At 44.7% G+C, this 13,012-nt stretch carries 14 protein-coding genes; 11 read left to right on the plus strand and 3 right to left on the minus strand.

The window, feature by feature from the left end; translation table 11 throughout:
* Positions 1 to 5: 5 nt before the first annotated feature.
* The 5 genes from P364_RS0127900 (at position 6) to P364_RS0127920 (ending at position 4,360) form a co-directional block, all read left to right on the plus strand.
* Complete coding sequence (locus tag P364_RS0127900; RefSeq protein WP_024633321.1) at positions 6 to 1,040, plus strand: sensor histidine kinase; 1,035 nt, start codon at positions 6 to 8, stop codon at positions 1,038 to 1,040.
* Between the two features lie 51 nt (positions 1,041 to 1,091).
* Complete coding sequence (locus P364_RS0127905) at positions 1,092 to 1,775, plus strand: cytochrome c biogenesis CcdA family protein (RefSeq protein ID WP_236642455.1); 684 nt, start codon at positions 1,092 to 1,094, stop codon at positions 1,773 to 1,775.
* Positions 1,776 to 1,812: 37 nt separating this feature from the next.
* Positions 1,813 to 2,388 carry a TlpA family protein disulfide reductase gene (locus P364_RS0127910; RefSeq protein ID WP_024633323.1) on the plus strand — a complete coding sequence of 192 codons (576 nt, stop codon included), beginning with the start codon at positions 1,813 to 1,815 and terminating at the stop codon, positions 2,386 to 2,388.
* A gap of 54 nt (positions 2,389 to 2,442) precedes the next feature.
* Positions 2,443 to 3,642 (plus strand): peptide-methionine (R)-S-oxide reductase MsrB, encoded by a 1,200-nt coding sequence (msrB, locus tag P364_RS0127915; protein ID WP_236642113.1) that lies wholly within the window; start codon positions 2,443 to 2,445, stop codon positions 3,640 to 3,642.
* 61 nt (positions 3,643 to 3,703) lie between these two features.
* Positions 3,704 to 4,360 (plus strand): peroxiredoxin-like family protein, encoded by a 657-nt coding sequence (locus tag P364_RS0127920; protein WP_024633325.1) that lies wholly within the window; start codon positions 3,704 to 3,706, stop codon positions 4,358 to 4,360.
* Positions 4,361 to 4,548: 188 nt separating this feature from the next.
* Here the strand turns inward: P364_RS0127920 and P364_RS0127925 are convergent, their stop codons facing one another.
* Positions 4,549 to 5,304, minus strand: coding sequence for a class I SAM-dependent methyltransferase (locus P364_RS0127925; RefSeq protein ID WP_024633326.1), 756 nt, complete (start codon positions 5,302 to 5,304; stop codon positions 4,549 to 4,551).
* Between the two features lie 150 nt (positions 5,305 to 5,454).
* Here P364_RS0127925 and P364_RS0127930 point away from each other — a divergent pair, with 150 nt between their 5' ends.
* The 5 genes from P364_RS0127930 to P364_RS0127950 are packed head-to-tail and all read left to right on the plus strand — an operon-like array spanning position 5,455 to position 10,364.
* Positions 5,455 to 7,050, plus strand: coding sequence for an ABC transporter substrate-binding protein (locus P364_RS0127930; protein ID WP_024633327.1), 1,596 nt, complete (start codon positions 5,455 to 5,457; stop codon positions 7,048 to 7,050).
* Positions 7,020 to 7,997 (plus strand): ABC transporter permease, encoded by a 978-nt coding sequence (locus P364_RS0127935; RefSeq protein ID WP_152532758.1) that lies wholly within the window; start codon positions 7,020 to 7,022, stop codon positions 7,995 to 7,997. Before P364_RS0127930 ends, P364_RS0127935 begins: the two co-directional genes overlap by 31 nt.
* Positions 7,994 to 8,797 (plus strand): ABC transporter permease, encoded by an 804-nt coding sequence (locus P364_RS0127940; protein WP_024633329.1) that lies wholly within the window; start codon positions 7,994 to 7,996, stop codon positions 8,795 to 8,797. Before P364_RS0127935 ends, P364_RS0127940 begins: the two co-directional genes overlap by 4 nt.
* A complete protein-coding gene (locus P364_RS0127945; RefSeq protein WP_024633330.1) occupies positions 8,798 to 9,601 on the plus strand; it encodes an ABC transporter ATP-binding protein in 804 nt (267 codons plus the stop codon).
* On the plus strand, positions 9,594 to 10,364 hold the full coding sequence (locus P364_RS0127950) for an ABC transporter ATP-binding protein (RefSeq protein WP_024633331.1): 771 nt from the start codon (positions 9,594 to 9,596) through the stop codon (positions 10,362 to 10,364). Before P364_RS0127945 ends, P364_RS0127950 begins: the two co-directional genes overlap by 8 nt.
* Before the next feature lie 83 nt (positions 10,365 to 10,447).
* On the opposite strand, the gene P364_RS0127955 is transcribed toward P364_RS0127950, so the two are convergent.
* Positions 10,448 to 11,071, minus strand: coding sequence for a DUF2306 domain-containing protein (locus P364_RS0127955; protein WP_029881359.1), 624 nt, complete (start codon positions 11,069 to 11,071; stop codon positions 10,448 to 10,450).
* A gap of 50 nt (positions 11,072 to 11,121) precedes the next feature.
* On the minus strand, positions 11,122 to 12,156 hold the full coding sequence (locus tag P364_RS0127960; RefSeq protein WP_024633332.1) for a DJ-1/PfpI family protein: 1,035 nt from the start codon (positions 12,154 to 12,156) through the stop codon (positions 11,122 to 11,124).
* 168 nt (positions 12,157 to 12,324) lie between these two features.
* Between P364_RS0127960 and P364_RS0127965 the strand changes: the two genes are divergently transcribed.
* Entirely contained in the window at positions 12,325 to 13,011 is a 687-nt protein-coding gene (locus P364_RS0127965) for a response regulator transcription factor (protein WP_024633333.1), read from the plus strand.
* Position 13,012 lies beyond the last annotated feature (1 nt).

The raw sequence follows: 13,012 nt of genomic DNA on the forward strand, positions 1-13,012 counted from the left end.
ACGGAATGAAATTGCGCACAAGTCTGATTCTTTCATATCTGGTTAGCTTGCTGCTGGTGACCGTTGTGCTGTTTGTTGCTTACAAGCATATGTTTTTGGATTACGAACGTTTACAGATGGCTATGCTGATCACCGTCGCATCCAGTATCCTTTCTTTGGTTATTAATGCTTTTTTTATTTTTCCGATGGCCAAGGGAATTTCACGTCTGAGTGAACAAAGTCATGCGATTGCTCAAGGCAACTATGACTTTCCGGTTTCATCCAGCAAAACAAAAGAATTGCAGGAATTGAGCGAATCACTTCACCATATGTCCCAGGATATAAAAAGTAAAATTGAAGCTTTGCAGCTTGAGGAAAATCGCCGGAGTGAACTGATTGCCAATCTATCTCATGACATCAAAACACCGCTTGCTTCCATTCGGTCTTATTCAGAAGCTTTAATCGATGGAATTGTTCAGGATCCTGACAAAATGAAAACATATTTATTGGGGATTGGGGAGCAGACAGAGCGTGTTGTCTCATTTGCCAATGAATTATTTGCGATAACCGCCATTGACCAAAGAGCTATTGCTTTTAAAGTAGAGCAGCTGTGGATAGATCATCTTCTGGTAGATGTGTTGCAGTCTTTTGAGCCTCAGATTACTTTGGAGAACCGGATGATTGATATTAACTTGAATGCGGAGAATCTTTGGCTATATTCAGATAAAACGTGCATGGAACGTATTTTGTGCAATTTACTGAGCAATGCGTTGAAATTCTCGCAGCCAGGAACAAGGATACAAATTAATGTAATCTCTCAAGGGGATCGTATTCGTTTTGAAATTCAAGACGAGGGAATCGGGATCTCAGAAGATAAGTTACAGCGAATATTTGAGAGATTCTACCGTGTGGAAGAATCTCGCAATCCCAATTATGGAGGCTCTGGGATCGGACTTTCCATAGCGATGGAGCTCACGGAAATGCTCGGAGGGCAGATTCAAGTCACATCTCAATATGGAGTAGGGAGTCAGTTTACACTCATTTTCCCTAAGAAAATATAGACTGGGGGTAGGCGTAATTTGTTTACAGAAAATGTATACCTTTGGAGTGTATTGACTGCGGGGATTCTCTCCTTCTTCTCTCCCTGTATTCTCCCGATGCTTCCCGTTTATTTTTCCTTTCTTGGGAGCTCGGAGGCGGGACGTTTGTCAGAGCCATCGGATTCTGCAAGTTTCCGTCCAAATCTCAGGTTGATTCGACATACCCTGCTATTTATTTTAGGTTTATCGGTCGTTTTCTTGCTTCTTGGTTTTGGAGCAGGAGCACTTGGCAGTGTGATTAACAGTTCCTGGTTTATGATTGCCTGCGGTGCAATTGTTATCGGGTTTGGCATTCAACAGACCGGATTTATTCAATTGGCATTTATGGAAAAGGAGAAACGTTTGCAGCTAGGATCGGGAAAACAAAGGGGTGCTTGGGGAGCATTTCTGCTGGGCTTAACATTCAGTTTTGGCTGGACTCCATGTATTGGTCCCGTACTAGCTGCTATCCTGGGTCTGTCTGCCAGCGGTGGATCAGCAGCCTATGGTGTCTGGATGATGTTCATTTACACAGTAGGAATGGCCATTCCATTTCTGGTTCTGGCAGTGTTCTCAGATATATTACTGCGTCATTTGCGAAAATTGTATCGGTATACGCCAGTAATCAAAGTCGTATCTGGCGTTATCCTCATCGTGATGGGGGTTTTGCTGATGACCAATAATCTTGCCATCATTACAGCTGCTTTTAATTTTTAGTTGTAGATTCTCAAGCGAATATAAGGAGAGGATTTTTGTGCATCCCAAACCAACTACAGCCAAAGTCAAAATAACAGGATTGCTGGTGTCCTTCCTGGGGGCAGTTCTGTTGCTATCTGCTTGCACTCCTTCTTCGTCAGCTGCACGTAATGCTGGTGATGATCGTTCTTTATCGGCGAAGGAGAGCGATGCTGCATCTGCCGCTCCGGATTTTAACTTAAAGAACCTGGAAGGCGAGGCGGTTCAACTTCATGATTTCAAGGGGGAAAAGGTCTACATTAAATATTGGGCATCCTGGTGCTCCATCTGCTTGGCCGGACTGGAAGAATTGAATCAGCTGGCAGGTGAAGACCCGGATTTTAAAGTGATTAGTATTGTATCTCCGGACTTCAAGGGCGAGAAATCTGCTGAAGATTTTTCCAAATGGTATAAGAGCATGGATGAGAAGAATCTCACTGTCTTGCTTGATCCTGATGGTACTTATGCGCAGCAGTTTGGTGTGAGAGCATATCCGACGTCTCTCTATATTGATACGAAGGGTAAGCTTGCCAAAACGGTTTTGGGTCATAATAGTAATGATTTGATTCGGGAAACGGTTGCCCAGATTCAATAATGCTTATTCAGCTTCGTTCTGCATAACAAAGACAATCTTCAAAGGAGGAAAATCATGATGTCCGTTCGCTTCCGCACTGTTATCAAGTCATCACTCTCCCGCAGATCAGGATTCTGGCTCATCACCAGCCTGCTGCTTTTGCTTCCTGCTTTGGCAGGTTGTTCTCCAATAGGGTCGGGATTGGTCACTGCAAGCTCCGGTCATACCCGAGCAGTGGATGTACCCAACCCGAATGAAAGCCTGGATTTTACAGGGGCAGACCTGCATAAGATTTATCTGGCAGGGGGGTGTTTCTGGGGTGTTGAAGCATATATGAGCCGTATCTATGGCGTGAAAGATGTGGTATCCGGCTACGCAAATGGTAGTGGAGAGCAGCCTTCCTACGAGGATGTCCTGAGAGGGGATCGCGGTTTCGCTGAAACAGTCGAAGTCACTTATGACAAGAATCGCGTCTCTTTGGAGGAACTGCTGCAATCTTTTTTAAAGGTAATTGATCCGACATCACTGAACCGTCAAGGGAATGATCAGGGTGTCCAATACCGCACAGGAATGTACTACGTAGAGGAGGCAGAAAAGGGGATCATCCAGCGTGTACAGGGTAAGGAACAGGATCGCTACAATTCGCCAATCGTCACCGAAGTACTGCCACTGCAAAATTTCTATGAAGCTGAGGAGTATCATCAGGATTATCTGGAGAAAAATCCTCAAGGGTACTGTCACATTGACATGGGGGTGCTTCAGGAACAGTCTGGTTCGACAAGTGACTCTGCCGACAACACAAATGCTATTGGGGAATTCAGTATTGATCCTGCGGATTATCCAAAACACAGTCAAGCTGAGCTGAAGCAGATTTTGACGGATGCCCAGTACAAAGTTGCCGTAGAGGAGGACACAGAGCGGGCGTATTCGAATGAATACTGGGATACGTATGATCCGGGAATCTATGTGGATGTGAGCACCGGAGAGCCTCTTTTTGCCAGTGAGGATAAATATGATTCCGGTTGTGGCTGGCCAAGCTTTACCCGTCCAATCTTAGCAGATGTTGTGACCTATCGAGAAGATACTTCCTATCATATGATCCGGACAGAAGTCCGGAGTCGCTCAGGGGATATTCACCTTGGTCATGTTTTTGATGATGGGCCCGCAGATCAAGGAGGCAAGCGTTACTGCATTAACAGCGCTTCGATTCACTTCATTCCTTTGGCGGAGATGCAAGCAAAAGGCTACGGGAATCTAATTTCGGTGGCCAAGTAACACTGACTAGAAGAATAGGAAACATATCAATTTAAAATTCTCGAAAAAGGGAGCGTTTCTAATGAGTAAAGAGATTTTAGGACTGAATCAGCAGCTTGATCGTATGAAGCAGGAATTTGTCGCGAACAGTCCCGCGGAAGTGCATATGGAAATGTTTCGAATGATTCGTGAAATTCAGCAGGAAGGAATCGCAACGGGCTTGCCGGCAGGTGCCAAAGCCAAAGACTTCTTATTGCCGGATTCCTTGGGGGAACAGATTTCATTATATGAAGAACTGGCTAAAGGACCTGTCGTTCTTACTTTTTATAGGGGTGGATGGTGCCCATACTGTAATCTGCAGCTGAGAAGCTATGAAATGATTCTTCCTGAAATTAAAGCGTTGGGTGGTCAGTTGATTGCTGTTAGCCCGCAAACTCCTGATAACTCACTGAGCCAAGTAGAGAAAGAGCAGCTTACCTTTCGAGTGCTCAGTGATAACGCCGGTTTAGCAGCAGCTAGCTACGATCTTCTTTTTGACGTTCCAGACTATATTCAGAAGTTGTATCAAAACTTTGGCATAAACCTTGCAGAGTACAACGCTGATACCAATTGGAAATTACCGGTGCCTGCCACCTTCATGATTGACGAGCATGCAACCATTCGATCAGCCTATGTGAATTCGGACTTCATGAAGCGGATGGAGCCCAACGAAATTCTCGCCGAATTGGCCAAACTCTGATTTCTTGAACAGGAAATCCTGAGCAGATGGCGTACTGCAATTATATACTTATGGTTAAACAAAGCTATCGCATAAGCGATAGCTTGTTTTTTTAAAACAGAGAGAATCCAGCAATAGGAGCTTTATTACGACGTGGGGTTATATAGTGGACATATCCTTAACCATGCTGGTCAGATCTTTTAGAAATGCTATTTTTCAGCAACGATCGCAAACATCGGTCTGTGTCGATTCAGAATTTGTTCACCTGTATGATACAATTCCGCATCGAATCCTTGATGAATTTGGATTTGGGCAAAGCCGATTGAACGGAGCATTTCACTGTCCCATTCAGGTCTTCTTACATAGCTCAATGGCAACGTAAGTGCCAGTTGGTCCCCTTCTTTGACATCCTTCTCTGGGCGGTACGGCACGTACCCTTTTGCGGCAGCCTCCTCCTTGTCTTTTTGAAAAAGCTCTGCCTCCTTTGGATCCGTTAAAAATAAATTCCAATTCGCATCAAAAATAATAACCTGGCCTCCGTCATTAAGCATTTCATGCCAATTTTGATATGCAGCTACAGGATTGTACAGGAACCAGGTCACATTTCGTGAAATGATGATATCATATTTTTCTTCTGTCTTATATTCCATAATATCTGTCTCAATAACCTCGATACTGCAATTATATTTATGGGCGTTTTGATTAGCTCTAGCCACCATTTCCGGGGAAGAATCAATAGCAGTAACCTGATGCCCCATCTGGCTGAGCAAAACTGCGAAGAAACCAGGGCCCGTACCTACATCGAGCACTTTTAAATTACTTTTCCCGGACAAAAAATGACTCAGAATTTCCTTCCATTGATCATATCGGTTGGACGTAAATTCGGTATCCACAATTTCATCATAGACAGCTGCTCCTTTGTCCCAATAATCCCGATATTGTTGTACAAGTTTATGCTCACTCACTAACATCGTCTCCTTGTTATATAAAAAATCCCTTGCTAAACGTAATGATTACGATTAATAATATACAAAGATTGTTCAACTAGCAAGTATTCATGAGAATAACAGCTATGCAATCATAAACAGCTTAGAAGAGGAATAGGAGGAGTAGGGATGTTTGGAAGATCTGGATTTGGAGTAATTGCTGTTGTCTTATTGTTTTTCATTATGGGGTGTTCACAACATGTGAGCTCACCCTCTGCAGCAGAGGAGGACAAGAACATTGTGGTCGCAGTCACGCAGGATACTGAAGCAGACAAGCTTGACGCCTCGACTTACAATGGTTCCAGACATACGCATGCGGCTATATATGATGCCCTTGTAGACTATAAAGGAAAAGGGGAATTTGCGCCCAGCCTGGCGGAATCCTGGGAGATATCCGATGATGGCATGACTTACATTTTACATCTGCAAAATCAGGTCCTGTTCTCGGATGGCAGTCCACTGAATTCAGCAGCCGTGAAGTTTTCTTTGGAAAGAGCGGTAAGCAGGGAAGAGAATGCTTCGCTTGAAATATCCCGTTTACTGCAAAAAGTCGAAGCACCTGATGATCAAACGGTCGTACTTTCCTTTAAGGAGACAGCAACGCAAGTGTTGTACGAGCTTAGTCAGGCAAGACCATTTCGAATTATGAGTCCGAACTCGGTAACCCCTAAGGGAGATGTGAATGGTACTTTTCAAAAAGCGATCGGAACGGGTGCCTGGAAAATAGGAGAGTATCAACAGGGGATTCAGACTGTTCTAATCCCGAATGACCATTATTGGTTAGAACAACCATCAGACCATTCACTTGTCTTCAAAGTCATTACAGATCCTCAGGCAAGGGTATTGGCATTGCAATCTGGAGAGGTGGATCTTGCGGGCGGGGAACTTGGGAATATCCCCATGGAAAGTCTCCCTGTATTTCAGAACAACGACAGCTACGTAATCGAAACCGGAAGCAGTACAATGTCCTACTTTATGGTCATCAACCAACACAATACTTCTCTAGCTGATAAGAATATCCGCCAAGCTATCAATTATGGCAATGATACGAGCAAGTATGCAGGTGGTAGCGGGGACCCTGTCAGAGGATTGTTCCAGGAGAAGGTTGCATTTATATCCGACAGTAATCAGCCTTCTTATCCGTATAATCCCGAAAAAGCCAAACAGCTGATTGAAGCGTCGGGATACCAATGGAATAACGACAAGCAGCTCTATGAAAAAGATGGACAAGTTCTGCAGCTTCGTCTGGTCATCCAAACGGAAGAATATCCGGAATGGAAAGAGATGGCTGAAATTTTTCAAGACAACATGAAGCAGATCGGCATTCAAATCCATATTGTGAATCAGGAGCGGGCAGCTTACTACGATACCCTGTGGAGCACGAAGGAATATGATCTGCTTATGTATCGGACATACACAGATGCTCAATTACCTTATCGATTCCTGTCCTCCTTATTCTATGATTCGCCATCCTCACCGGGAGTTGCGTATCAGGACAAGCCTTTATCCGATTTGCTGGATCAAATCGCGGCTACAGTTTCCACTGAGCAGCAGCAAAAGCTGTTCAATCAGGTGTTCCTCCGCATGTATGAGGAAGCCATGTCTGTTCCGATATACTACGCGAAGCAAACCTTTGTTCATTCAAGCCAAGTGGTTGATTTTAGGTTCAATGCTATTGAGGACGATCCGTTGAAGTGGCATTACCTGAAGAAAGAAGCGAAGTAATGCTCCGCTCCATGATTCGTCGTCTGTTCATGTTGATAGTCACGTTTGTTTTATTTTCCTTGTTTGTTTTTACATTAATGCGTTTGGCGCCGGGTGATCCGGCGTCGATGCTGCTGCTGGAAATCGGAGCCGTACCGGAACAATCCATCGTAGCTGATTTACAGAAGCAATGGGGACTGGATCAATCGTTCATTCAGCAATATTTAACATGGGCCCATCATGTATTCCAAGGAGAGCTCGGACATTCCTTTTCATCCGGAGAACCCGTATTAAGTGAAATGATGGAGCGTTTAGGCTCAACGTCGAAACTCATTGCAAGCTCTTTCTTATTAACCCTCTTCATTTCCATACCGATTGGCATCTGGATGGGATTAAATGAAGGCACAATGGCAGATCGAGTGGTTTATTCAATGACCATTTTGGGGTTGTCGATCCCTTTATATTGGCTTGCTATTCTTCTAATGTATGCCTTTGGCGTGATATGGCCCGTCCTGCCTGTTGTAGGCAGTTCGACCACACGGCATTATATTTTGCCGGTAACTGCCATGACGCTGGTGCAAAGTGTTTACTTTATTCGAATGATTCGATCCTATACGATCCAGTACAGCAAGTTCTCGTATATTGAGGCTGCAAAAGCCAGGGGATTGCGGCCGAGCATCTTTTATCCATCTTACTTACTGCGTTCCATGTTCATCCCGATTCTGACATTGATCACAACGAGTCTACCCGGCTTTTTTGGAGCTTCGATTATCACCGAGACGATTTTCAGTTTTCCGGGATTCAGCAAATACATGCTTGAAGCTATTTTTCGCCGTGATTTTCCAGTCATTCAAGGGAGCGCACTCTTCGTGGCAGCATTTATTTTTGTTTTTAATTTTATGACCGACCTGTTGTACTTCCTTGCGGACCCGCGTGTTCATCTTGACAAACAGAGGTGGGAAGTTTGATCAGTATCATCCGAGCGAATAAACTGCCAACGGCAGCGTTGTTATATATCATCCTACTTATTATTACAGGGCTTGCGGCCCCGTGGATTTCACCCTATGATCCATTCCATACCAACCATCAACAGAAACTCCTTCCTCCCAGCATTGCTCATCCATTTGGAACGGATTATTTGGGAAGAGACCTGTTAAGCCGGGTCATACACGGGATTAGTGAATCGGTATTTCCTGTGTTTATTGTACTTAGTGTCGTGATGTTGATTGGTCTTCTAGTGGGGACTTGGAGTGCCTTTTTGGGGAACAAGCTGGACATGCTTATGATGAGCCTAACCGACATTTTCACAGCATTACCGAGTATGCTGCTTACCATTGTGGTCGTTGGCTTCCTTGGCTTTGGCATGGAAAATGTATATTTTGCGGTGATTCTCTCCTGGTGGGCCAAGTATGTACGAATCATAAGAGGACTAATTCATGATGTGAAAAAGGAACCTTATATTACCGCCAGCAGGGTTAGCGGGGCATTTGGACTTAGAATAATAACCAAACATATGATTCCGAATATTACACCTCAGATTGGAACGATGCTCATTCTGGACGTAAGTAAGGTGATCCTTACTTTATCCGGTTTATCCTTTTTGGGCATTGGTGCACAGCCTCCTTCTCCCGAATGGGGCGTCATGCTATTGGACGGAAAAAATTATTTGCAGGTCGCCCCATGGATGGGCTTCTTTCCAGGCTTTATGATATTTCTGACTGCCGCTTCGTTCCAAATTATAGGCGAGCGACTGAGGAGGGAACGCTAAATGACGACCTTGCTCGAAGTCAAAAATCTAAATATCAGAAATACGGAAGGTCAATCGCTTGTGCATAATAGCAGCTTTTCTCTGGAGACAGGGAAAACATATGGCTTGATTGGAGAAAGCGGCAGCGGTAAAACGTTGACAAGTAAGGCGATCTTGGATATGCTGCCTGCTCATCTGCACATGTCAGGTGACATCGTGTTACAGGGTGAACATCTGCAGCAATTATCCAGGAAGCGCTGGCGCAGCATCAGAGGGAGCCAGATCGGGGCCATCTTCCAGCATCCGGAACAGGCCTTGCATCCGTCGATTCCGATTGGCCGGCAATTCGTTGATCTGATGCGCAGTCACTTGCCTGTTTCAAGATATGAGGCTGAGAAGCAGGCCAAAAAAATGTTGTCCCAAGTTCTCTTAAAGGACACGTCCCGTGTGATGAGCAGTTATGCTCATGAGTTAAGCGGTGGGATGAATCAACGTGTCATGATTGCGATGGCGCTTCTGTTAAAGCCGAAAATTCTGATAGCCGACGAGCCAACGAGTGCACTGGATGTCAGTACACAGGCTGAGATCATATTCCTTCTGAAAGAGCTCATTCTGGACACGGACATGAGCATGTTGTTTATTACCCATGACTTACTTATATCCAGCTATCTTGCGGACACGATTGGTGTGATGCGTGAGGGGAGAATAATAGAGCAGGGCAATAAGGACAATATTTTAAGCGCACCGGAACATGAATATACCCAACAATTGTGCAGGCATTGCTCTCAAAGATTTCTTGGAAAAGGAGAGATAGCTTATGCTTGAAATTCAGCGGCTGTATAAGGAAATAAACGGAAGACCTATTCTGGAAGATATTCATTTTGGAATAGAAGATGGAGAAGCACTGGCCATTGTAGGGGAGAGTGGCAGTGGTAAATCTACGCTTGCCCAGCTTATCATGGCTTTAAAACAACCAACCTCCGGCCATATTTTCTTTGACGGGCGGCCCTTGCCCAGTAAAGGAATATCATCGTTTAAGGATTGGTATCGCGATATCCAGATTGTTTTTCAGAACACAGGCTCTACATTAAATCCCGCCATAAGCTTGTTTCAGTGTCTGGAAGAACCTTTAATTAATTTTACCCGTTACAACAGAGCCGAGCGCAAACACAGAGTCCTTGAATATTGGGGGAAAGTGGGCCTGAATGAGAACCTTCTTCGAAATCGCCCCGGAAAACTGAGCGGTGGGCAGTATCAAAGAGCTTGTCTCGCCAAAGCTTTGTTAACGCGTCCCAAACTGTTAATCTGTGACGAAATGGTCTCCAACCTCGACGTCGTATTACAACAGCAGATGATTGAACTTCTCATATCCATTCAGAAGGAACAGGGCTTGTCTCTTCTGTTTATTACGCATGACCTCACGCTGTTACCGGGTCTATGTTCAAAAATTATGGTTTTGAAAGAGGGAAAACAGGTTGAGCTTTTCAGTACTTCTGCCCTCTATGACGAAGCAGAGAGGGACCCCTATACCATTACATTACTGCACTCCAGTAAGATGTTTGAAACAGCATGGAAACCATTTTTGTAGGTTGTAACGAAATGCATAAGGAATAACAACATGTAAAGACCTTGCATCCGCATAAACAACGGTGAGCTAAGGTCTTTTACAGATTATATACTTTTCATTCTGATAAACCATTCAGGAATAAATAGCAGTAATGCAATAGATCCATATATGCCTATCGTGTAGCTGGTAGCAAAAATCATTCCGAATCCCTGATGAAGGAGGGAAGTGATGAGATGAATCAACATGTTCGTGAAGCAGAAGGCATAACTTCGGACCATCCAGTTCCGGTGCTGAATCATACGTTTTTGTTTAATCTGAATGAGAGCCGTAATAGTAATGAACAGCCAGATGATATTAAGGACATTGAAGCCCATACTGCTTATTTTCCCGCCAGTGGCGTAAGGAGCCATATAACCGGAAGTCAGTACAACAAGCACTACGGACACAATATATACATAACCGTTTATACGGTGGAACCTGCGGCTCTTTTCAAAGATCCGATTAGAGAAATTCACCAGTCCGGACGCCATGGCTAAACATGCAAATGCAACATGAACGTACATGACATTCAACCAAATTGGAAGATGAAGCTCACGCTTCAAACCCGTCTTGTGGCTTAAAAAGCTTGAGGCTTCTGGGTCTATCCAATAGTTTTTCACCAACGCATATACAATAACTAAACTACTGACACAGACCAGCCAGCCGTATAATGTTCCTCGTTTCTTCATATCTGCTGCAATCCCCCCGAAACTCCTTTTTGTTCATATAGATAACCAGGCTAGTTTATTCGTCTTCCTGATAATTTGGAAGCAGGGAGAAGACCTGCTTTAGCGATCCCGTTCATCTGATCTCCGTCCACAGTAACTTCGAATTTCAGATTCAGACGCATGGGTTTGGTAATCGGCAGGGACCAGGTTAACTTGTTGTCGTGGCATACGGGATTTAAAAATCGGATCGTTTCATCACCTTGTATTGCTGTCCCCTGGATCACATCGAAACTTGTCGTTATGTAGAGCTTAACTTCCAGCTTACCGACAGGTGTAACGATTGTGGTATCCCAATTCCCGTCGAAGATGGATGTCTCTGTATTCTCGTTCTGTAATATGACAGAGGTTACGGCCGTTTGATTCATTACATTACTCTGTTCGTTATTCGTTAACGACTTGTGAGTGCTGGGTGCAATGCCTGTCTCTTTCCAAACGGTTCCTCTTCGTTCATATTCGAACAACTGCTCTATCTTGTGTGCGATACGCGGTCCCAGTTCACGTTCGACCAAATACAGCGCTACATCAAGTCCCGAAGTCACACCGCCCCCGGTAACCAGGTTACCATCATCCACTACGCGAGCCGGAACTGGAAGCGCTCCGGTTGCACCAAGTAAATCCATCCCCAAGCGATGTGTTACCGCATGTCTGCCTTCCATGAGACCTCCCATGGCTAATAACAAAGAACCGCCGCAGACCGTGGCAACAACGATGTCCTTATGGTCGAGAGCTTCCCTGATCATAGGGGTTAATTCCGTATTCATGGCCCTGCCGAGAATAGCCGGGACTGAATCTGGACCATCTCCTTCAACATCACCGGACGCGCCAGGCACCACGATAATGCCCTCATGTTTCGGATCAAGCCTGCCGCTCGCTTCCATTTTTAATCCATTGGTACCGCTGGTCACAGATCTTGGCCCTTCAGCCGTGACGAGTTCTACTTCTAACTCATGATCAGCATGCATGGCAGCGGCGTGAAATACTTCATAAGGTGCAATGGCATCCATTAGGTCGAAGCCATCGAATAACACGATTTGAACAGTTAACATGAATAAATCCCCCTCACTTTAAGTTCCTCGGGAAGAATCATAACAAACGAATATCTCAAAGGAGGTTTTATAAAGGTCACAAAACGATAAACAAATGATCACAAAGTATAACCTCGTCTTGGTAATAGAGGAATAAATGATAAACTAGATGACAGAGGTGGGATAAGCATGAGTAAATATCATACGATACTTGTTGTAGATGATGATTTGAGTATCGTCGAGCTGTTAAGAGATTTTCTGGAGAATGACCAATTTCACGTTAAAACGGCTTGTGATGCGGAACAAGCATGGACCATACTTCAACAAAACTCCATTGATTGCATTGTTCTCGACATCATGATGCCTGGACAAGGCGGATTTGAATTATGTCGCCGGATTCGAGGGGAAAGTGATGTTCCAATCCTTTTTTTGAGTGCACGCAGTGATGATGTGGATAAGATTCGGGGGCTGACGCTCGGCGGCGATGATTATATCGTCAAAACGGCTTCGCCTGGTGAAATTGTGGCCCGAGTGAAAGCTGTTTTGCGGCGCACCGCTTCCAGACAGCCCGTGCAGGGGAAAGTCTTGGATTTCGGACGCATCCGGTTGAATCTGTCTGCAAGAGAAGTCCTGATCGAAGGGATAAAAGTCGAGCTTACGCCTAAGGAATATGAGTTGTTGCGATTATTTGCGGAACACCCGCGACATGTTTTTACCTATGAGCAATTGCTTGCAAAGTTTTGGGATGGTGTGGGTGACAGGCATACTATACGAGTCCATCTGAGCCGGCTTCGCGAAAAAATTGAAACCGATCCAAACGATCCACAATTCCTGGTCAACGTATGGGGAGTCGGATACCGATTTGAGGGAGCATAAC

The organism is Paenibacillus sp. MAEPY2 (assembly GCF_000499205.1).
Taxonomy (GTDB): Bacteria; Bacillota; Bacilli; order Paenibacillales; family Paenibacillaceae; genus Paenibacillus; species Paenibacillus vandeheii.